We start from the raw sequence: 22806 nt of genomic DNA on the forward strand, positions 1-22806 counted from the left end.
GAGGCACCATTGTTAAAGCAAGACGAAAACTTATCGTTTGTTATTGAACCGCAATTATCACCGCGTGCAGAGCAGCGTCTCGATCTTTATTTTTCTATCCCAAATGAAATGGGAATTAATGCACAAACACTCAGCGAAGAGACTTACTTTAATAACCAATTTAAATCTTTTGTAGCCTATAACGCGAATAACATTCACCTTCCATTAGTGCGAAGCCGCTTTGTGAGTAAAAACAAAGGTGAGCAGCAAGACTACCGACAAAATTTAAATTTATATTGTTATCAAGTACGTCTCGCCATTGATGCTGATATTAAAGATGCGTTAAAAATTCAAGAAAGCGATGAATTTTATCAACGGGCCATGGAGCTTTGCGAGCAAAGCCAAAGCTTACTCAGAAAACTCAGACGTTACACCCCAGATAACGAAAAGCTGATCCCGTTTTATACCAATGCTGATAATTACCTAAGTTGGCAAATTGAACAAACTTTTTTAAAGCTGCTTGATGAAGGGCCGCGCAGTAGCGATCACGCAAAAGAGCGAAATGACTTATTAAACTTTTGTAAGTCAGAAAGTGACTACCGAGCAGAGCAACAATATAATTCTGACTCAACACTTAAAGACGCCAACAGAATCACTAATAAAATGCGCCTATTGCAGCGTTTAATAGAGCATGGTGTGATTTTGCAGCGCCAAACCCGTTATCTTAATAGTTATTTAAAACGCTTGGTAAAAGGCTCTGTAACAGCCGTTATAATGGCTTTTGTGATGGTGGTTATTTTAAATGCACGTTCTACCTTTACTGAAATAACCGCTTCACTGATTTTGATTTTAGGGGTTATTTACGGGTTAAGAGAGATATTTAAAGAGGATATCACTCGTATTATTTGGCGTGCTATTGTGCGAGGACGGCCAAAATGGCGCTTTATTTTTAAAAACAGTATTACAAAAGATAAAGTAGCGAGTCAGTTTATTTGGTTAGAATATACGCGGTTTAAAAAAATCCCTAAAGAAGTTAGGAAAATTTTCTCTAAGCGTCGTCAGCAAAATAAACAGGCGGCGCAATGGCTGCATTTTGCTAGTGAAACGCGGGTCAGTGCTAAAGAATTTTTGCCAGGCTACGATAGCTTACAACAAACATTGCAATTTAATCTTGCACCATTTGCACGTTATTTAAAAAAGGGGGAAGGGAAGCTCTACCATTTAGAAAATAATAAAATCTCTAAGCAAGGAGTTGAAAGACGCTACCAATTAAATATGGTACTCGTTCAGACTGAATCTGATAATGCGCTGTATCAGCGCTATAAAATCACTTTAAATCGCAGTAAAATTGTTAATATAGAGCTGATTTACACCAGCGACAGTAAAAAAGAGGAATAACACAGGTTATTCCTGTTTTTACTTAAACTAAACTATTTATCCGTTAGTCCTTTTTTGCTGTATAGCGTTACTTTGTCTGATACTAAGGTAATTTCGATATTTTTAGCGTCATTACCCCAAGTACAGCTGGTATGCAGTGTTTTTTCTACACAATTATCAGCACTGCCTAAAAGAGCTTCAACTTCTGTTTTATCCATACCTATTTTAATCTTTTCGTAATTTTCTAAGCTTACTTTTGAGCAAGCTGCAAGACTGAGTGCTGCAAAAATAATAAAAAGTTTCTTCATTGCTACTTCCTTTGAAATGAGTATTGTTAATGATTAAATTTTCGAATTTGCACAATCATCCCTATACGAGGGTGATCAAAATAATGAATGTCTTCACTGAACACTCGTCTAAACTGTGAAAAGCGGGCTGACTCTAGATCGCCATTGTTACGTCTTTCATTTATATCAAAGTGTGCATTAATGAATAAGTAATGGCGCAAATGTATTTTGAATAGGCCATCTAATTCCCATTTCATTTCGGGAGATTGGACTTCGTCAAACAGTGGCTCAGGCGTATTTATTAAGCTAATAAAATCAGAATCTGCGTAGCTAATCGTGGTGTTCATATTGTTTTTTAATTGGCTGCCTGCAAACAAGTGAATGCTAGGCGAACGTGATTTGCTCGCACCTTCAAATCGCCACCCAGTATGTAATAAAGGAGTTAACCCTTTACGGTCTAGGGCTTGACGTTGTGATTCAAACTGCAACTGCTCAGGGGCTAACAGGTAAGTTTGCTCCATCGTCTCTTGTGCAGGTGCTTGAGGGATCACTGGCAGTACATCGTAACTCTTGACATAATCAATGCTGTCGTTACACGCTGCTGACTGAGGGTTTGAGTTGACTAGAGTGTCAGCAAAGGTACGCTTTTGAAAACGCGGATCGCCGTTTATACATGCGTCCATTGCTTGGCTTTTATAAACAGGGCTTAGTAAATCTAAGGTGTTTTTATCTTCAATGGCGTCGTGCTTTAAGCTAAAGTCTTCTTGTAGGTATGGGGCAAAGGGTTGTTTAAATATCAACACTTCTACTTCAAACCAACGCTCTGCAAATGCAGTACTACTAAACAAGCAGCATAAAACAACCAGCGATTTTTTCAGCAACATTAATGGCTAACCTTTTTTTTGAAATCTGCAATCATAGCAGTGATCATTTTTAAGCGTTCACGGGCATTCGCCTCGCTAATGGCAAAGCGTAATTTATTTGCGCCATCCATCTTATAAATATGTGGCGCACTTTGTATCAAACCAATAATGAAGCTAGGATTAACCTTAGTGTTTTGACTAAACTCAAAGTAGCCCCCTTTCGGGTTTGCCTCTATTTTAGTTATGCCTAAATTACTCGCTTGCATCTTTAGTTGTTGTAAACTAAATAAGTTTTTAGCTGCATCAGGTAACAAACCAAAGCGGTCTATTAATTCTACCTGCAGCTCATCAATATCAGCAAGGTTAGCACAACTTGCTACTCGCTTGTACATACCTAAACGCGCGTTAACATCATGAATATAATCATCAGGTAACAAGGCAGGTAACTTTAAGTCTACTTCTGTTTGTTTTTGTAATAGATTTTCAAGGGTTGGCTCTTGACCATTTTTAAGTGCGTTAACGGCTTGCTCAAGCATTTCCATGTATAAATTAAAGCCAATGGTTTGCATTTGCCCTGATTGATCATCGCCTAATAGCTCACCCGCACCACGAATTTCTAAATCATGAGTTGCTAAGGCAAAGCCTGCACCTAAATCTTCCAATGATGCAATCGCATCTAAACGTTTTTTCGCATCTTTAGAGAGTGCCTTAGGGTTACCGGTAAGTAAGTAAGCATAGGCTTGATGATGGCTTCTACCTACACGTCCGCGCAATTGGTGTAGCTGAGCAAGACCAAGTTTATCGGCTCTATCCATAATTATGGTGTTTGCTGTGGGCACATCAATACCGGTTTCAATAATCGTGGTACACACAAGGACATTGTATTTTTGATGATAAAAATCGGTCATTATTTGCTCTAGCTCTTGCTCTCGCATTTGACCATGTGCAGAGGTTACTGTTGCCTCAGGCACCCATTCGCTAATTTCTTGAGCGACACGTTCAATGGTTTCTACGTTGTTATGTAAAAAGTATACTTGGCCGCCACGTTTAATTTCACGTAGTACCGCTTCGCGAATAAGCTCTTCGTCGCGTTGGCGTACAAAGGTTTTAACCGCTAAACGTTTAGCCGGTGGAGTGGCAATAATTGATAAATCACGCATGCCACTCATCGCCATGTTTAATGTACGCGGAATAGGGGTTGCGGTCAGAGTGAGTATGTCTACATCAGCTCTCAGAGCTTTAATTTTTTCTTTTTGACGAACCCCAAATCGGTGTTCTTCATCAACAATTAACAGGCCTAAATCTTTAAAGTTGATATCTTGTTGAATCAATTTATGAGTGCCAATAACCACATCTAGCTTGCCATCATTCATTCTTTCAAGGGTTTCTTTTTGCTCTTTGGCCGAATTAAAACGCGATAGCACCCCCACTTCAATTGGAAAATCAGCAAAGCGGTCTTTAAAATTATCGTAGTGTTGTTGAGCAAGTAGGGTGGTAGGGACTAAAATAGCCACCTGCTTATTATCGTTAACCGCTACAAAGGCTGCCCGCATAGCTACTTCGGTTTTACCAAAACCAACATCACCACATACTAAACGATCCATGGCTTGTTTTGACTGCATGTCACCAAGTACCGCTTCAATGGCGTTACGTTGATCATCTGTTTCTTCAAACGGAAAGCTATCACTAAATTGGCGATAAGCTTGGCCATCAAGCGTAAACTTATTACCAGGCTTAGCCTGGCGTTGTGCGTAAATATCGAGTAACTCAGCAGCCACATCACGGACTTTTTCAGCGGCGCGTTTTTTTGCTTTATCCCAGGCATCAGAGCCGAGCTTATGCAGTGGCGCACTGGCCTCTTCACCCCCAGAGTAACGACTAAGCATATGAAGTGCCGATACCGGCACATACAGTTTTGCTTCACCTGCATAAGTAATGGTCACAAATTCAGTCACCACACCGGCGGCATCAATCGTTTGCAGCCCTTGATAACGGCCCACACCATGGTCAAGGTGCACAACCGGTTGTCCTTCTTTAAGCTCTGCTAAGTTACGAATTAACGCGTCTTGGCTTGCTTCATACTTGTGCTTACGGCGTCTGCGTTGTGATACTTTGATCCCAAGCAATTCTTGCTCGGTAATAATGCTCAAGCTTGGTTTAGTACTAAGCACCACACTTTGCTCAAGCGGACTGACAATTAAACCAACGTCATTACTGCTGTTGGTAAACTGCTCAAAGCTATCAAATTCTTTAAATTTTAAGCCGCTGGGTTTTAATATACTCAGTAATGATTCGCGTCGACCGTCCGACTCAACACTAATAACCACTCGGCCTTTTTTCTTTTTTTGCTCAGCTACATAGTTAATAAATGCATCGTAGGGTTGATGTTGTTTATGATCGATGCGTACATTGGGCAATTCATTAACTGCGAGATTTTTATTGCCCGCTTTTGTGCCTAACTTTGCTTGCGATAGACGAATGCGGCCATAATTGCCTAAATTAGAAAACAGCTCATTAATTGGCTGATATAACTCATCGGGTGGTAATAGTGGGCGTAGAGGATCTACACGGCGGTTCTCATAGCGTACATTAACATCGTGCCAAAAGTTATCTGCTGCATGCTCTAAATCTCCTAATTGCATGACGGTTGTTGAGTCAGGCAAGTAGTCGAAAATGGTTGCTAAGCCTTCAAAAAACAGCGGCATGTAATATTCTATACCTGCTGGCCAATTGCCTTTGCTGACCTGCATGTAGACAGAGTCTTGCTCAGCACTTGCGCCAAATTTTTCACGATAGCTTATTCTGAAACGTTCAATATCTGATTCGTTAGTAGGAAACTCATGAGCAGGTAGTAGCTCAATTTTTTCTACTTTATCGTCTGAGCGCTGAGTTTCCACATCAAATAAACGGATGGTATCAAGCTCATCATCAAAAAAGTCGAGCCTAAATGGATGCTTACTCCCCATGGGGTATAAATCAACAATTGAGCCGCGTATAGCGTACTCGCCATGCTCCATGACTTGTTGCACATGTAAGTAACCCGCTTGCTCTAAATTGTCCCGCAGAGCATGGGTGTCTAATCTATCGCCTACTTTAAAATTCAGCGTTGAGCCGTATATAAATGATGCTGGGGCGGTGCGCAGCATCAAGGTTGATACCGGAACAATGAGCACGCTTTGTTGCTCTTTTTTCAGTGTATTGAGTGTTGCTAAACGTGCTGAAATAATATCTTGGTGGGGAGAGAAGTGATCATAAGGCAATGTTTCCCAATCTGGAAAAACCATTACTGGGTTATCAGGCAGCAAGTACTCTAATTCTGTTTCAAGGCGCAGAGCACTTGGGGTATCAGGGGTAACAATTAACACTAAGTTGTCTTGCTGCTTAACACCTTGTGCAATAGCAATGCTTAAGCCACTGCCTAGAAGTTCGCCCCATTGAATTTTATCTTTTTGAGATTTTACCCAAGGCAAGGCTGCCCATTGCTCAAACGCCATTAATTACTCCATTAAATTAGGCTCTTAACGAGTAAGAACCACATTATTATTTAGTCACGGTAAATTTTTGTTAAATCTTGATAATGATCAATTCTACGGTCGCGTAAATACGGCCAGATACGTCTTACGTTCTCACTGCGTTTTTGATCAAGTTTTACCATTAATATTTGTTCATTTTGGTTATCAGCCTCTGCCAAAATCTCGCCTTGAGGGCCTGCAATAAACGAGTTGCCCCAAAATTGAATGCCGTCACTTTGACCGCTCGGGTCGCTTTCATGACCAACCCGATTACAGCTAATCACCGGAACGCCATTAGCAACCGCATGCGCTCGCTGTGAAATAACCCAAGCATCTTTTTGGCGGGTTTGCTCATCTTTATCATCGCGTGGATCCCAGCCAATAGCTGTTGGGTAAATTAAAAGCTCAGCACCGGCCATTGCCATTAAGCGCGCGGCTTCAGGAAACCATTGATCCCAACACACCAGTACACCTAGTTTACCTACAGAGGTTTGAATAGGCTCAAAGCCTAAGTCCCCAGGGGTAAAGTAAAACTTTTCATAAAACCCAGGGTCGTCTGGAATATGCATTTTACGGTATTTACCTGCAATACTGCCGTCTTTTTCAAGCACCACGGCGGTATTGTGATAAAGACCCGTAGCACGTTTCTCAAATAATGAAGCCACAATAACAATACCGAGTTCTTTGGCGAGTTCGCCTAAAGTGTTGCTACTTGGGCCTGGTATTGTTTCTGCTAAATCAAATACATCAACGTCTTCGGTTTGGCAAAAATATAAACTGCGGTGTAACTCTTGTAATACAACAAGTTGCGCGCCTTTACTAGCTGCATCGCGAATGCCCGCAATTGATTTTTCAATATTATGTCCAGCGTTGTCACTGTTGCTTTGTTGCACTAAGGCAACTGATAAATGTGCAGGGCTTGTCATTGTGCTGCTCCAGCTAAAAATCCACGAGGTAATTGCATTGTAATGCAGTGAAGACTGCCAAATTGTTCAATAATAGGTAAACAATTTACACCAATAATTTTGTGCTCTGGGTATGCTTTTTGAACCTGTGTTAAAGCACGTTGGTCGTTTACGTCATCATAAATAGGCACTAATACTGCGTTATTTATAATTAAGTAATTTGCATAGGTGGCAGGTAGACGCGTATTTTCATCGTCATACACGGCTTTTGGCCACGGTAACTCAATTAGCTTATATGGGGTTTGATCAGCAGTTTTAAAGCTTTGTAGTTGTTTTTCCATGGCATCTAGCGCGCTAAAATGCTCATCGCTTTTATCGTCACATTTTACATACACAAGGGTGTTGTTAGGTGCAAAGCGAACGAGCGTATCAATGTGGCTATCGGTGTCGTCACCGGCTAAATAACCATGATCAACCCATAAAAAATCAGTAGCGCCTAAGTGCGCTTTTAAAAGTACTTCTATGTCACTTGGGTTTAAATCAGGGTTACGGTTTTTATTCAGTAAACATTCGCTGGTTGTCAGCAATACACCGTGTTCATTAATTTCAATACCACCGCCTTCAAGCACCATATCGAGGGCCTGATACTGGTTACTTGTATTACTTAGCTGTTTAACTAATGTGTTGTTTATTTGATTATCAAGGGCGCTTTCAAACTTATTACCCCAGCCATTAAAGGTAAAGTCGAAGACTTTTAATTGATCTGGCTTTTCTATAGCGCTGCACGTAAGTGGGCCATGGTCACGCGCCCACGTGTCGTTAGTAGGAGTAACAACAAAATATACACGGGTTTGCTCAATACCAGCATCATTTAGTAACGAACTAATGTGGGTTTTTAATGCCTCATCATGAGCTACAATCACTAAGGCTTGTTGCGCGGTAATATGTTTTGCAAGTTCAATATAAACGGGTTCAACACGCGCTAAATTATCAGCCCAATCGGTATTTTTATGAGGCCATGTAAGCATAACAGCATCTTGCTCGGCCCATTCAGGTAAAAGTCTAAAGTTCATGGATTTTTAATACAAATAAAGATGGGGCTAGTTTAGCAGTTCAATTACAGCTAAGTCACTTTTAAATAAACGTTTGAACTACAATTTAAAGCGATTTAAACCAGTAAATAAACACTCGTGTTACTCGTTTGAACTCTCTTTCGCTTTTTCAAGTTGTTGGCGCTTTTTAAGTTGGCGTGTTTGTGCATGTAAACTGGCTCTAACAACCAACTCTTGATCACTGTCTCTTATTGATACGAATAGCAGGGTATACTGGTAATGCTCATTGTCTTGTTTTTCTATAGCAACAACTTCGCTATAACAATACACCGCAGAGGCTTCATGCTGTAAAAACAGTTTGGTACGAAATTTCTGACCTAATGTGTACAAATGTTCACTGGTAAACTTAATTCCGCCGCCGCCATAACTATCGCAATAAATTGAGTTATCTTCAGGTTGTTCTGAAGCTAAAATATGGCTCATGATCAAATCTATCTTACGCGACTGGGCTTGTAAAAACGTCGTCAGTTCTTGGGCAATATCTCCTAAGTTACGTAAAGGACCCAAAGCACTTTGATCTAAACTACTGACTTCGTTAGCAAGTTTAAATAAAGGCGGAATATCTGCGTCTAGTTCAGCCAAACTTTTTGGTACCACTGCGTCATCTACGGCAAATAGATTGACGCGATTGCTCTCTTCAATTTGAAAGTAAAGCTCAAAATCAGCTAATTTTTGATTATTCATTTTTAACTCCTAGCCTCTATCCGTTAATAGTAGCGTTGCGGTTATTAAATTACTACACAGCAACCCAATAAAAATTAAGCTAAATAAGGGTTTGGCTTCACTATAAAAACGCTAGGGGTGCTACTTTTTATACAGCCATAATGATTAAGAACATAATAAATATTAATACATTTATACTGAGTGCGTATATTCGCAACTAATAAATAACCAATAATTAACAAAATGCCTTGTAATTAACCATAAAACTCGTAATCTTACCGTAATAATAATAACAAGGGACTACCCACGTGGCTCGAGGAATTAAATTAGCCAGTACATTCTCAGATATATCCACGCAACTGCGGCGCTTTGTGTCTAAAATTGTGTTACCTGACGATGTTGATGATATTGTTCAAGAAACCTTTGTTAAAAGTTATGAAGCAGAGCTAAAACAAGATATTCAATACACCCGCAGTTATATGTTGAAAACAGCTAAACATCTCGCCCTAAATCATATAGCTAAATGGGATAATAAATTTAGTACTCCTTTAAATCACGAAACTGAACTTCCTAAATTGCTAAAATCGATGCAATTAGAAGATGAATATACCTCCAAAGAGCGTTTTTTACTATTTTGTCGTGCTACTGAGCAGCTAAGCCCTGTAGTGAGAAAATGTTTTATATTAAAAAAAGTATATGGGATGAGCCAAAAAGAGATCGCACAGCAAATGCAGCTAAGTCAAAGTACGGTAGAAAAGCACATTGCTAAAGGGCTACTAAACACCATGCTATATATGCGCGACGAAGCGCACGATGAGAATTGCCAACAAAGTGCGAGCATAGTGAGGGCTGTAAAATGAGTAACATCCATCAATTTACATCAAAAGAGTTAATCTTAGAAAAAGCATCGCAATGGATAAGCGCGATTGATCGTGGCTTAAGTACACAAGAGCAAGAGCAATTTAAACTGTGGATGCTACAAAGCACGGCTCATCAGAATGCGGTATATGAATTAGCACAACTGTGGGATGACTTAAGTGTGCTTAACGAGCTCAGCGTATTATTTCCTAATAAGCACTCAGCTGGCATTCAAACCAAGCCTGCTTATGTATACGGTATTGCGGCAAGTGTTGTTGCAGCCTTAATGATGTGTAGCTACTTTTTGCTAAACATGCAGAGCAACTTTAACCAAGATCTCGCTAAAGTAAATTACACAAAAATTTATAAAACAAAGGTTGGCGAGCAAGCAACCTATGTTTTACCAGATGGCACCATAGTTCAGCTTAATACCAATAGTTCACTAGAAGTCGCTTATAGCCAAGGACGCAGACAGTTATTACTAAGTCGTGGAGAAGGGCGTTTTAATGTAGCTAAAGATGCATCACGCCCGTTTAGTGTTATGGCGGGGGATAAAAGCTTTACCGCGCTTGGTACAGTATTCAACGTGCAGCGCAATACCTCATCTGATCTTGAATTGGTAGTTACTGAAGGTAAAGTAATGATCACCGACCCTAGTGTTGCTGTTAATGCTGACGATTTTAAAGCGTATCAACAAGCTGATAACAGCAACCAAGATATTCGCCAAATCAATGCCAACATTGTGATTTCTGGTGAAAAAGCCATTATTGAACAAAGCGTTACCAAACCAATCACACAGTTATCGGTTGATGATGTACAACGTGATTTAGCTTGGCAAAATGGCATGTTGATATTTAATGGCGAAAAGTTAGTTGATGCCTTAAACGAGGTTAGCCGTTATACCGCCACTCGGTTTGAATTATCATCTGATGAATTAGCGCGTATTAAAGTGGCAGGCGTTTTTAAAGCGGGTGATGTTGCAGGGCTTTTAGAGAGCCTACAAAATAACTTTTCAATTGAACATGAGCGTTTAGGCGAGCATGTTGTTAGTTTAAAATATCAAAAAAAATCATAGGTAATGGTAATGAAAATCACGCCATTGTTAATCAATGTTACTCATAAGGGTGTAAAAAGTAATTTAAAGATTAAAAAAATGATAAAAACCTATAGAGGATTTTTGTTTGCTAACTGTTTATATAAGTTGCGCAGTAACCATACGTGTTATTTAAGTCCGCTGGGACTCGTTGCACCGCTGTTTTTTAGTATCAGTGTGCATGCGAGTCAAACTGAGGGACAAATGATGCAGTTTGATATAAAAGCGCAACGAGCAGACAAAGCCTTAATAGAATTTGCTAAGCAAACTGAACAAACAGTGGTTTTTTCGTATGAGCTTGCTAAACAGTACGAGGCAAATTCATTATATGGATTTTATTCTCAACTCGATGCGTTAAACGCATTGTTAGCTGAGACTGAGCTCGATGCGGTTGTTGATCAAAATGGTTTACTGAGTATTAAACTCAAACAAATCAATAGGAAGAATAACAACATGATGAAGCTTTCAGGAGTTAGTGCTGCCGTATTACCTGCTTTACTTGCAGTTAATTCACAAGGAATAAATGCCGCTGAACAAAGCGCAGAAAAAAACATCGAAAAAATTGCTATTGTAGGTAGTCGTGTCGCAGGACGTTCAGTTGAAGACTTACCTGTCCCCGTTGATATTTTAAGTGCAGAAGCACTCGAAAACACCGGCCAAACAGAAGTTGGCCGCATGCTTCAAGCTATCGCACCTTCTTTTAACTTTTCAAGTTCATCTATTAGTGATGGTACTGATGCATTAAGACCTGCAACGTTACGTGGCCTTGGCCCTGACCAAACATTGGTATTGATCAATGGTAAGCGTCGCCACCAAGCAAGTATTATTCATATTAATACCTCGGTTGGTCGTGGTACTGCGGGTACTGACATGAATGCGATTCCAGCCTCAGCAATTAAACGTATTGAAGTGCTTCGCGATGGCGCTGCAGCTCAATATGGTTCGGATGCAATTGCCGGTGTTATTAATATCGTGCTAAAAGATGGCAGCGAAGGTGGTAAAGCGGCCGTTAACTACGGTGAGTATTCAGAAGGCGATGGCGAAACCATTAATATTGACTTTAATAAAGGCTTTGCTTTAGGTGATAACGGTTATTTAAATACAACTATTAACTACCGTGATCGTGCACCAACTAACCGTGCAGGCCTTCATGGCTCATGTCAGTTCTATGGCTGTACTGAACTTTCTGATGGTACCTTGCTTGCAGGTGATCCACGCGAATTAACCGCACCGCGTGATACATTCAGAATTGGCGATGCTGATTCTCAACAATTTGGTTTAACAGTTAACACCGGCTACGAATTAGGAGCGGGTGAACTATACGGTTTTATTACCTATTCAACTCGTGATAACGAATCAGCAGCATTTTTCCGCCATAATGCTAATGCAGGTGGTAACCCGGTACTTCAAGATGGCGATGCAACTATCCCAGCTGGTTTTTTACCTAAAATAAACACCACGATTGACGATATTTCATATAACTTTGGTTATAAAACTGAATTTGATAACGACTCAAGCTTAGACTTATCGTACACCTATGGTGAAAACAGTATTGACTACACGACTAGCGATACTATTAATGGCTCTTACGCGAATTTTTTACGTTATGATCAAGGCCTAAGTGCAGCAGATATTCGCGCCACGATTCCACGTCAAGGTTACGCTTATGGCATGGAGCTATCACTGCAAACGATCAATCTTGATTTTACTCAAAATTTTGATGACTACTCGTTAGCAATGGGTGCTGAAATTCGTACCGATGAGTACCGAATTTTAGAGGGTAGTGAATATGCATATCGTGATTACGATACCAACAATGGTGTTAATATTTACGATGGACTAAGCGGTGGTATTGGCAGCGAAAACGCATCCGGTGGCACACAAGGCTTTGGTGGTTCATCGCCAGCATCTTCGGTTGATGAGTCGCGTGATGTGATCTCATTTTACTTAGATGCTGAAGCTTACGTTATTGAAGATGTAATTATCTCAGGGGCGTTACGTTACGACAATTACAAAGGGTTTGGCGATACAGTTAACTTTAAACTAGCCGGTAACTGGTCAGTAACTGAAGATATTTCACTTCGTGGTGCGCTAAGCTCAGGCTTTAGAGCACCTTCAATGCAACAGTTGTATTTTAACAACATCAGCACACAGTTTGTTGTAGGCCCTAATGGCAATTTAGTGGCTGAAGAAGTAGGGACCTTTAGAAACGATTCAACCCTTGCGCAAAGTTTAGGTATTCCTAAGCTCACAGAAGAGAAATCTCAAAACCGCAGTTTAGGTATCGTTTATAACGTAAGCGATAATATTAATGTAACCTTAGATTACTACTCAATCGATATTGACGACCGTATTGTAATCAGTAATCGCTTAGGTAAAGGCTTATCAAGCAGCCTTGATGCCGCGTTATTAAGCTCGGGTGCAGGTGCAGGGCAGTTTTTCTTAAATGGCGCTGACACTGAGACACAAGGTATCGACTTTGTGGCTACATGGAATACAGAAGGCCTTGGCGGCACGCTTGATTTCACGCTAGCGGCTAACTTTACAGAAACCGATGTAGTGTCGTTATTTACACCAGCAGGTTCTGGTCTTGAAACCGTGCCAGTCGATGATGTGTTTTCTGATCAAGAAATTTCTATTATTGAAGAATGGCAACCAGAAGATCGAATTAACTTAAGTGCACTTTATCGTCGCGACGACTGGACAGTAAACCTATCGCTTAATCGCTTTGGTGAATACACAGTGGAAGATGGCGGCCGCCAGACTTATGGTGCTGAAATTTTAACTGACATCAAAGTAAATTACTTTGTGACTGACGATTTATCAGTAAATATTGGCGCAAATAACTTATTTGATGTTTACCCAGATGAAAACACCATAGGTAATTCACGTTCAGGCACAATTGTAGATGCTCAAGGTAACACCATTGTCAGCAGCGATGGTGTATTTAAGTACTCACGTCGTTCAGCGCCATTTGGTTTTAACGGTGCTTACTACTACGTAGGTGCAGAGTACCGCTTTTAATAACTCTCCTATTGTTATTTAACAACCAAAGGGCCGTAAGGCCCTTTTATCGTTTTTATAGTTAAAGTGTTTATAGTGTCATAAAAACTTCACTGTTTTTAGTTTATGAAATCTTTAATAATAACTGGACTAGACCAGATTGAGTGAAATAAATTATGAACAATTATTTGCTATTAACGCCCGGCCCATTAACGACCTCTAATACTGTTAAGCAGGCGATGCTTAAAGACTGGTGTACTTGGGATGATGATTATAATCGCGACATAGTGCAAACAATACGTAATAAATTAGTATCGCTTGCGACATCACAACCTAATTATACTAGTGTATTAATGCAAGGCAGTGGCACTGCCAGTGTAGAGTCAGCGCTTGGCAGTCTTATTCCAAAAACGGGTAAGTTACTTGTTATTAATAATGGGGCATACGGGAAGCGTATTGCTGAAATTGCCGACTATTTAGCAATTGACTGTCATGTTTTAAATTATACAGAAACGGCACTGCCAAACCTTAATGAGATTGATACTGTTTTAAAAAATAATTCAGGTATTACTCACATTGCAATGGTCCATTGTGAAACGACCACAGGTATACTCAATCCTATTGAAGAGGTTGGCTCACTAGCTAAAAAGTATCAAAAGGTATTTATTGTTGATGCTATGAGCAGTTTTGGCGGTATTGAGTTCGACCTTGCACAGTGGCATATAGATGTAATGATCAGCTCTGCAAATAAATGCATTCAAGGTGTCCCTGGCTTTGGCTTTGTGGTGTGTAAGCAAAGTATTATTGAGCAAAGTGAAGGTATTGCGCGCTCCTTGTCGTTGGATTTATATCAGCAATGGTTATGTATGGAGCAACACCATGGTAAATGGCGTTTTACCTCGCCAACTCATGTTGTGCGTGCATTTTATCAAGCCCTGCAAGAGTTAGATGAGGAAGGAGGAATAGCAGAGCGCTTTAAGCGTTACTCGCAAAACCAAAAGACTTTGGTAGCTGGTATGAAAGCGTTAGGGTTTGTACCTTTACTGAATGAGGAAGTTCATTCCCCCATCATTACCTCATTCTTGTCGCCTAGCGAAGAGCATTATGATTTTAAATCTTTTTATAGTGCGTTAAAGCAAGAAGGTTTTGTTATTTACCCTGGTAAAGTTTCTAACGCCGATTGCTTTCGCATAGGTAATATTGGTGAAGTAGATGAGGCCGATATACAGCGTTTGCTTGATGCTGTGGCAAAAAACCAATATTGGAAAGCTTAAAGCTAATTTCACCCGTGCAAGCGGTGCTTAATTTTCATTAAACACCGCTTTTTTATTGGCCATCAACCACCATTTCAATGGCATTATGCAACCAGTACTCAATGTTATAATCAACTAACAAACCATGCTCATCAAATCGCTTTCGAATAACGTGTAAGCAGGGTGTACCGCTATTTTTTTCAAGTAGATGACTCACTTCATCAGGTAATACCGTGACATTTATTATGCTTTGCTCTTTAACGATATTCGTTGCGTACTGTTTTGCCATAATATCGGTGATAGAGGTATCTAAGGGGTGTGAGTGAAAATCAGCAAAGCGTTTAGCATCACAATAAATATGCTCAAACATTACGGCGCGATTATCTAGACTACGTATACGTTGAAGATGATAAAGCTTTTGGGCATCTAACGCTCGGCAAATTTCAAGCTTTGCCTGCTGTTGTACACTCACGAGTGTCGTTTGTGCAACAAACCCTTGTTGTTTTGCCAATTCATAAAAATTGACTTTAGTAGCAGGGTGCCACTTTAATCTTTTTGGGGTGACAAACCAGCCTTTACGTTTTTGACTGAATATTAGGCCTTCAGCTTCCAACCTCAGAAGCGCTTCGCGTACAGTAATTCGGGTAGAACTAAACTTTTGTTGTAATTCTCGCTCTGAAGGCAACTTATGACCCGCTGCAATCACGTCGGTTTTTAGTAGCGCATGAATATAATTACGGATCTCTTGATATAAAAGCATCGTTTGATTATTTATCCTAAAAATATAGTAGCTTAGCTGAGTATAATATGACTTATATTGTTTATGGTGAGTATTATATTCAGCTAGTTTATGAATCGACTTTAGCAGCATTGCCACTTAATTTAGCCAAAAAATTATCAATACTGCGAACTGCTGCATTACTATCTTCTGCGGCCTCTTTACGTCTTATTGCATTACGTACTAAATATGCACCTGCTGTTCGGATGGGTTCAATAGGAAACTGATTTAGTGATTGATTAACTAAGCCACAGTTTTGCCACTTAGGATCATTATTGAGTACCATTGCACAGAGAATTTTTGCACCCAAATAAGATTGTACAATGCCATTGCCAGAGTAGCCACCTGCGTAAAATACATTTTTTTGATTGTTAAGCTGACCAAAGAATGGAAAGCCAGAAACGCTGCGATCGGAAGCGCCCGTCCACGTTCGTTCTATGGGTAAGTGATGCCTTCCAAAGAAATAATTGAGTGATGATTTTAAAATATCATCATAGCTGCTCGGCAAATCAAACTTTGGATGCACCTTATTACAATAACTAAAAAAGTTTCCTCCTTTACCTAACATTAACCGCCCGTCACTGGTGGTCCGGTAGTAATTAACAAACAGACGAGAGTCAATAATAGCACTGCCGTGATTTAAATTTAGTTGCTCTAAAACTTCTGGGATTGGCTTAGTGATGACCATGTCACTAGAAACCAGTACAACAGAGCGAGAAAATACTTTATGTAAACTAGGTAGCCACGCATTAACCGCAAAAATAACTGTATTGGATAATAGGTTCCCCTGACTTGTATGTACGGTTATTTGTTGATCGCCAAAGTGTTGCATATATTCACATTGCTCTATTATTGTCACTCCAAGCTGTTGCGCGACTCGCTTTAACCCTCTGACGAGCTTCGCTGGTTGTACACTGCCACCATGTGCAGAAAAATGAGCAGTGAGGTTTTGCTTTGAACCGGTTTGTTGTAATTGTTGAGTGTCACAAGAATGCCACGAATTAATTTTAAATTTATCTAAGTAATCAAGCGCGTTACTTAGTCGCCCAATTTGACTCGTGTTGGAGGCTGTATAAAAGCATCCATCAATTCGACAATCACAATCAATAGCATAAGTTAGCGTAAAACGCTTAATATCATGGACGGTTTGCTCAGATTGTTGTACTAAAAAAAGGGCGTTTTCTAATCCTACTAATTTAATCAGACTGGGTAATTTAGTCGACCATGTTAACATCGCACCGCCATTACGGCCCGATGCGCCCTGACCACACAACCCTTGTTCAATAATAGTCACTTTTTTTTGGGGCTGCTGTTGCTTGATTTGAATGGCGGTCCAAAGTCCTGTAAACCCCCCACCGATAATACAAATATCGGTGTGATGATTTTCAGGAAGTTGAGGAAGAAGTCTATCGGCATTCTCCTCTTTTATGGCGTTATCAAACCAAAAAGGTTGATAATTCATTAAGGACGCTCTCCTCGAGCGAGTCTCGCTTCAATTTGCATTAAAACAGGTTCGATATCAGCTAAAGAGTCAATCACGAAATGAGCGCCGGCTTGATATAAATGCTGGTATGCTTCACGAGTTAAAACGGCTTGTTCATCGTTTGAGCACGCTGCCCATTCTTGTTCGGTTAAACCGACTGCATTACCACTTAGGGCAACACCAACAGTCCACATTCCTGCATTTAACCCTTCAGCGATGCCAGGTGCTGAATCGTCAACTTTTACACAGTTCGCAACACGTTGAATGCCTAGTGCATTCACGTTTTCAAGTGCCATCCATGGCCCTGGGCGAGAGCCAGCCGTTAGTTCATCACTACCAACGCTATGATCGGGTTGGTAACCATATTCAGCGGCAGCCACTTCAAGCACGTCCATCACTTGGCGAGGATAGCCTGAACAGCTGCCAATTTTAATACCTTGCTGTTTTAAACGCGCTATTACGGGTAATACGCCAGCAATAGGCATAGCACGATCTGCGACTTTAGCTTTTTGTAATGGCATAAAGGTATTGTAAATATGATCTATTTGCTCATTAGTCATTGAGCAGCCAAATTGTGCCTGCCAACGAGATTCAATTTCCGGTAATTTACCTAGGGTTGCAATATGGTCCCATTTTCCCATGCCCATCGGAATACGCGCTTGCGCCAGCGTAATATCAAAATCAAACGCGGCTTTAAATGCCTCCACAAAAATAGTGGTTGGCGCTACAGAGCCATGGTCTACAACTGTGCCGGCCCAGTCTAAAATGAGTGCTTCTAAATGTTTCATATTTCTTCTCTTATATATGTAGGTGTAGATACAGGGTGTAACCTGCGAACTTGTTTGAAAGGGGATAAGCGCATTACAAAGTAGCTTAGTGAGCACAATACCAAGAATGCAGCGATACAGCCGACCCAGTAACAGGCGTTTATAAAAAAGTTAAGCCAACTAATCTCAGGCATCACAAAGGTGCGATAGAGTAAGATACTCACCGAGCCCAAATAACCAGCTGAGTCTGCTAAGTAAATTAAAAACCCGGCATTAGCGGTTGAGCCAACAGCAGAAATCATACGGTCAAATAAGAAGCAATTGTAGGGGATGTAACTAATATAAAGGCCAGCCCCAAGGAGCACCATCCATGCCTTAGCGTTTAGTAATTGGCTTTCAAACGCAACAGTACTGCCTACGAACAAGCAGGCACCAAACAAAATGAATCCGTGGTTTACATAAAAAGCGGTTTTATTATTTTTTACTAACACCATTGCACCAAGTGCAATCAAGACTATAAATGCCATACGTATACCTGCATAGGCGAATATAGCTGGCTCTTGGCCATATCCCAGTGCTTGCCAAATTTCTGCGGCAAAGTTATCGCGAAAGTCACGAAAGCCAGTAAATAATAAGAAACTCAGAATTAAACAACTAATACCAAACCAGTATTGTTTGAAAAACTGCCAGCGGGCTCTACCATTCATAGGTAAGCGTTGTTGACGCGCCTGCTGATCCTCTGGTGTTGGATTGGGTAACAAGGTTAAACACTTAACACTAAGTAACAACAAGGGTAAAAATAACGCTCCGGTTGCGGCAGGCATCCACAGTTCCGGAACATTGAGATTATCTATCAGCCATTTACCGACACTGCGCACTAAACCTGACGCCAAAATAAAGGTGACACTGAGAATGGCACCGAGTATCTCAGAAGTTCGTCTGCCTTCTAAGAAACTAAATACAATACCCCAAATCATTCCCAACGATAAACCATTAAAAAATAGCCATACTACGTTGACTCCAACAGGGGTCACGGCAAATAAAATTAGCGATAATTCAGCTGCTGTAATCATACCAATGATGGCAAGACCCCGTTGTTGGTGCCGCATTTCTGCAATGACCTTAACACCAATAAATTTGGCGCATAAGTAGCCAAATACTTGTGCCAGTATGAGTGCTATTTTAAAGCTAATTTGCCAACTTGGATCGTCAAACTCTGTATAGCTGTTAGCTGTAAAGGGTTTACGAAATGCATACATACAAAAGTAAGTCATAAATGCAGCGCTTGCTGCAAATAGAACAAACCCAACACCTTGTGCACGATGTAGCCACTTTGGTTGCGTAAACATAGGGTTATCCTTCGCGAGGCTTTCGCCCCGCGTAATACAATAGATTAAAATTGATAATTAATACCGACCATGCCGCGAACACCATAATACTCAACTTGCAGTGGGCGATTTTCATCTCCCAAATAATATTTAAGCGGTTCGTTAGTTAGGTTATTTAATTCAAGATAAACTAATGCATTTTCGTTAAGCTGGTATGACGTAGTAAAATCAACACTAACATTTTCGCCATAATAGCTATCCGATTGCCGATCACTGCCATGCTCTTCGATGTACTCGCCTTTATAATTTAGGGCAACCCGCGCGGCAAAGAAGCTGTCATCGTAATATAAGGTAAAGTTATAGAGGTTATCGGCTTGACGCGGAATCGCTACTTTATCGCCACGATCTGGAATATTCATTTGTGAGTCCATAAAGGTCGCATTCACCATTACTCCAAAGCTATCTAGAGTCGGATTGATGAAGCCCAAATCGCGATTAAAGGCCATCTCAATACCTGCAAGCCATGCGCTGTCGCCATTTTCTGGGCGCACAATATTTACACCACTGTTATCATTAAACTGACCAATTGAGCTACTTTGAAAAATTGGGTCGCTAATGTCCTTGTAAAACAGGCCTGCAGAGACTAAACCAACACGTTCAAAGAAATGCTCAACCATCAAATCAACATTATTTGAGTAAGTGGGTTCGAGTTCGGGATTACCGGTAACAAGTTCGTTATCTGCTTCTAAGTAGGTTGCGCCTGGTGTTAAAGAGCCAAAGTCAGGACGTGAGAACGAGCGGGTTAATGCTAAGCGGTAGTTGGTTTGCTCGTCGCTGTGATAAGTAACATGTAATGCAGGTAACACCGATAGGTAATCATTTTTAGCATGACTTGGTGTAACTCTATCTTCATCAGCCAGGTATATATAACCATTCACCTCAGTATCAGTTTGAGTTAGGCGCAAACCACCTAGTATTTCCCAGTCGTTATTAATTGTATAGGTTGCCATACCATATAGTGAGGTGTGCTGCTCGTTAACATCAAAATTACGTCCTAACGCACCGCCATTTTCAATTAAGGCAGACTCACTTTTATCAAGTACAAATTTGTCTTTATTGGTATTCCAAAACTGCGCTAGATCGCCGGTATCAACAACTTGCGAAAATTGCTGTTGGTAATCAATAGCTAATTCATTTAAAAAATCATTGCGGCCTGGCTGATCTGCCAAAGTAAAGTCACTTAAGCTTGGCGCAGCGCCATAGTTTGCTTCATCCCACGCGTAAAATTCATCGCTAAAGCGGGCGACACGTTCTTTATCACGGTATTTGGCACCTATTTTTACAGTTAAGTTTGCATCTACTTGCCATTCGAAATCGGCACTCGCGACAATTTTATCTTTTTCATTAACGAATATTTTATATAACTCTACCCATGAAAGATTAGTATTAGCAGGATCGAATGAAAAATCACTAGGTAAATGGTTACTGATTGCATTCCATGGATCGCTGCCACCATCAATCGTATTATAAGCGTAATTTTTGCCTGTGCCCCTGTCTTCTAGTCCTTGAAAGCCAACCTGTTTTTGGTCAAATCTGACAACAAAATAACTGTTGTCTTCGCTATTTGGGGTATTGCCATAACGAAATTCATTCTCGTAACTTGATAACTTCCAACTAAGAGTTTTGTCATAACCAAAATAATGCTCAGCCTCTAACTCAAGCCCAGTCATTTCGGTAATTAATTCATTGCGGATATGTTGTACTTCAGCGCGATTTTTATCAAAGCGCATACGGTGCTTATAATGTGTTTCGTCATCAATTAAAGTCCCATACATGGCTGTGGCGCTAATTGTGCCTTGTTCAAGTTGATACTCAACAGCACCATTAAGTCCATAAGTTTCGCGCGTGCCGGTATAATCTCGTAACTCTAAGCGATAAATGCCTAAACCATCATTGCCACGGCGCGGCTCATAGTTATCAGTGGCCCAGTCACGTTGCCACGCAGTCGCATTGATCAAAAAACCTAATTTGTCGTCTAGTAAGCGGTCGCCGTAAAGTAAGTTTGCTGAATAATTAGTGCCATCGGCAAGCTCATTTTGACCAATTGCAAAATTAGTATTAAACACAAAATCATCGGGCGCTTTTTTAGTGATAAAATTAACATTACCGCCAATGGCGTCACCTTCAAGGTCAGGGGTTAGCGCTTTCGACACTTCGACAAATTCAATTAATTCACTAGGGAAAAAGTCAAAAGCTGTTGCTCGACTGGTGGTTTCTTCTTCAGCCGTTGGTAAACGATCGCCGTTGATACTCGCAGAGCTCCACTGTGCCGGTAGACCGCGCACAGCAACAAAACGACCTTCACCTTGGTCACGTTCAATCGACACACCTGGTATACGCTGTACAGCTTCAGCTGCATTTCTATCAGGTAGTTTTCCAATACCGTCAGCAGAAATAATATTTTTAATACTTTTGGCATTTTTTTGGTTATTAGCTGCCGCCATTTCACCGCGCTGAATTTGGCCGACAGCAATTATTTCTTCAATGGCGTTATTATTATTTGCAGCAAAAAGAGTGATTGGTTTTAGCTTTTTTATTTCGCCTTCACCAACAGTAATATCAACAAAATAAGGCTGATAGCCTAAATAAGTCACTTTAAGTTGGTGTTTACCTGGATTTAACTGCGGTAACTCAAATTGTCCCTGATAGTTTGTTACGGTACTTTTACCAGTACCAACTACTGTGATTAATGCGCCAGAGAGCAGTGATCTACTATCTTCTACAGTGCCTACAAATGTAGCGTTACCGGCAACGGCATCTTGGGCAATAAATAACGGGCTAGTACACAGTAATATAGCAGTGGCTATTGCATGTCGTTTCATTATTAGTTTTACCTTAAGTTTATTTTGGTCTAGACCAGATGTTTTAACTAATAATAGTGATGAATTTTTACAAACATGTGACGAAACTAATTTTTTTCACAGGAGGGGATTTTTTTAAGGTAACAAAAAGCCCAGCACTAAGGCTGGGCGGTTATTCTTTGTATTAAACTTAATGTTTTTGCATTTTACTCATTTCAGCATGGCAGCTCTGCATAGTAAGTAATACCTTTGATAACGCTGCTTCACAATCATGGGACTGAGGTTTTTTCAACGCTACTTTAATTTCTTCTAAGGTTTTATCTTCTACTTCCTCAAGCTCTTTAACGTAGGTTTGATCGTTATCGTTAGTAAATTTACTAATCAAAGTTGTGAATGCTCGGCGCGCTTCTACAACAAACGATGAGCCATCTTCGCGCTCACCCTGTTGATTAATTGCGTAAGGTTGTAAACTCTCCACACTGACTTTACGAGCGTCAATCATACGTTGAAATAGGGCACCTATTGCGGGGTCCTTTACTTTATCTTGTGCTGTTTGGTAAAAGTCGATGCCGCTATTCATTACTTGGATAATTTCTGTAATATGATTAATTTCTTGTCCTTGATGGGTGCTCATAATAATGACCTCTGTTAATTTAAAATACTGTCATTACTAAGCAAGCGCTA

17 protein-coding genes are annotated in these 22806 nt (G+C 40.4%); 5 read left to right on the forward strand and 12 right to left on the reverse strand.

The window, feature by feature from the left end; translation table 11 throughout:
• Positions 1-9: 9 nt before the first annotated feature.
• Positions 10-1377 (forward strand): hypothetical protein, encoded by a 1368-nt coding sequence (locus FHG08_RS09840; RefSeq protein ID WP_178955720.1) that lies wholly within the window; start codon positions 10-12, stop codon positions 1375-1377.
• 32 nt (positions 1378-1409) lie between these two features.
• Here FHG08_RS09840 and FHG08_RS09845 read toward each other — a convergent pair whose 3' ends face one another.
• The 6 genes from FHG08_RS09845 to FHG08_RS09870 all read right to left on the reverse strand — a co-directional run bounded on the left by FHG08_RS09845 (position 1410) and on the right by FHG08_RS09870 (position 8719).
• Positions 1410-1664 carry a DUF3862 domain-containing protein gene (locus tag FHG08_RS09845; RefSeq protein WP_178955722.1) on the reverse strand — a complete coding sequence of 85 codons (255 nt, stop codon included), beginning with the start codon at positions 1662-1664 and terminating at the stop codon, positions 1410-1412.
• Between the two features lie 26 nt (positions 1665-1690).
• Positions 1691-2527, reverse strand: a complete 837-nt coding sequence (locus tag FHG08_RS09850; protein WP_178955724.1) for a peptidoglycan binding protein CsiV — start codon at positions 2525-2527, stop codon at positions 1691-1693.
• The gene (gene mfd, locus FHG08_RS09855) at positions 2527-6000 is read right to left on the reverse strand and encodes a transcription-repair coupling factor (protein ID WP_178955726.1); all 3474 of its coding nucleotides are present in this window, start codon (positions 5998-6000) and stop codon (positions 2527-2529) included. Before mfd ends, FHG08_RS09850 begins: the two co-directional genes overlap by 1 nt.
• A gap of 50 nt (positions 6001-6050) precedes the next feature.
• Entirely contained in the window at positions 6051-6944 is an 894-nt protein-coding gene (locus FHG08_RS09860; RefSeq protein WP_178955727.1) for a carbon-nitrogen hydrolase, read from the reverse strand.
• The gene (locus FHG08_RS09865) at positions 6941-7996 is read right to left on the reverse strand and encodes an agmatine/peptidylarginine deiminase (RefSeq protein WP_178955729.1); all 1056 of its coding nucleotides are present in this window, start codon (positions 7994-7996) and stop codon (positions 6941-6943) included. Before FHG08_RS09865 ends, FHG08_RS09860 begins: the two co-directional genes overlap by 4 nt.
• 120 nt (positions 7997-8116) lie before the next feature.
• The gene (locus FHG08_RS09870) at positions 8117-8719 is read right to left on the reverse strand and encodes a PilZ domain-containing protein (RefSeq protein WP_010389613.1); all 603 of its coding nucleotides are present in this window, start codon (positions 8717-8719) and stop codon (positions 8117-8119) included.
• 287 nt (positions 8720-9006) lie between these two features.
• On the opposite strand from FHG08_RS09870, the gene FHG08_RS09875 reads away from it, so the two are divergent.
• From FHG08_RS09875 to phnW, 4 genes are all read left to right on the forward strand, one after another.
• A complete protein-coding gene (locus FHG08_RS09875; protein WP_178955731.1) occupies positions 9007-9558 on the forward strand; it encodes an RNA polymerase sigma factor in 552 nt (183 codons plus the stop codon).
• Entirely contained in the window at positions 9555-10631 is a 1077-nt protein-coding gene (locus FHG08_RS09880; protein ID WP_178955733.1) for a FecR family protein, read from the forward strand. The genes FHG08_RS09875 and FHG08_RS09880 overlap by 4 nt, the downstream gene beginning before the upstream one ends.
• Positions 10632-10640: 9 nt before the next feature.
• Positions 10641-13673, forward strand: coding sequence for a TonB-dependent siderophore receptor (locus FHG08_RS09885; RefSeq protein WP_178955735.1), 3033 nt, complete (start codon positions 10641-10643; stop codon positions 13671-13673).
• 155 nt (positions 13674-13828) lie between these two features.
• Entirely contained in the window at positions 13829-14926 is a 1098-nt protein-coding gene (gene phnW / locus FHG08_RS09890) for a 2-aminoethylphosphonate--pyruvate transaminase (RefSeq protein WP_198522997.1), read from the forward strand.
• Positions 14927-14978: 52 nt separating this feature from the next.
• Here phnW and FHG08_RS09895 read toward each other — a convergent pair whose 3' ends face one another.
• From FHG08_RS09895 to FHG08_RS09920, 6 genes are all read right to left on the reverse strand, one after another.
• Positions 14979-15665 carry a GntR family transcriptional regulator gene (locus FHG08_RS09895; RefSeq protein ID WP_178955737.1) on the reverse strand — a complete coding sequence of 229 codons (687 nt, stop codon included), beginning with the start codon at positions 15663-15665 and terminating at the stop codon, positions 14979-14981.
• 88 nt (positions 15666-15753) lie between these two features.
• The gene (locus FHG08_RS09900) at positions 15754-17145 is read right to left on the reverse strand and encodes an FAD-dependent oxidoreductase (protein ID WP_178955738.1); all 1392 of its coding nucleotides are present in this window, start codon (positions 17143-17145) and stop codon (positions 15754-15756) included.
• The gene (phnX, locus tag FHG08_RS09905; RefSeq protein ID WP_178955739.1) at positions 17145-17954 is read right to left on the reverse strand and encodes a phosphonoacetaldehyde hydrolase; all 810 of its coding nucleotides are present in this window, start codon (positions 17952-17954) and stop codon (positions 17145-17147) included. The genes FHG08_RS09900 and phnX overlap by 1 nt, the downstream gene beginning before the upstream one ends.
• The gene (locus FHG08_RS09910; RefSeq protein ID WP_178955740.1) at positions 17951-19282 is read right to left on the reverse strand and encodes a DUF5690 family protein; all 1332 of its coding nucleotides are present in this window, start codon (positions 19280-19282) and stop codon (positions 17951-17953) included. Before FHG08_RS09910 ends, phnX begins: the two co-directional genes overlap by 4 nt.
• A gap of 44 nt (positions 19283-19326) precedes the next feature.
• Entirely contained in the window at positions 19327-22143 is a 2817-nt protein-coding gene (locus tag FHG08_RS09915) for a TonB-dependent receptor (RefSeq protein WP_178955741.1), read from the reverse strand.
• Between the two features lie 169 nt (positions 22144-22312).
• The gene (locus FHG08_RS09920; protein WP_178955742.1) at positions 22313-22756 is read right to left on the reverse strand and encodes a PA2169 family four-helix-bundle protein; all 444 of its coding nucleotides are present in this window, start codon (positions 22754-22756) and stop codon (positions 22313-22315) included.
• Positions 22757-22806: the final 50 nt, after the last annotated feature.

Origin of the sequence: Pseudoalteromonas sp. Scap03 (assembly GCF_013393115.1) — a bacterium.
In the GTDB taxonomy this organism is placed as follows: domain Bacteria; phylum Pseudomonadota; class Gammaproteobacteria; order Enterobacterales; family Alteromonadaceae; genus Pseudoalteromonas.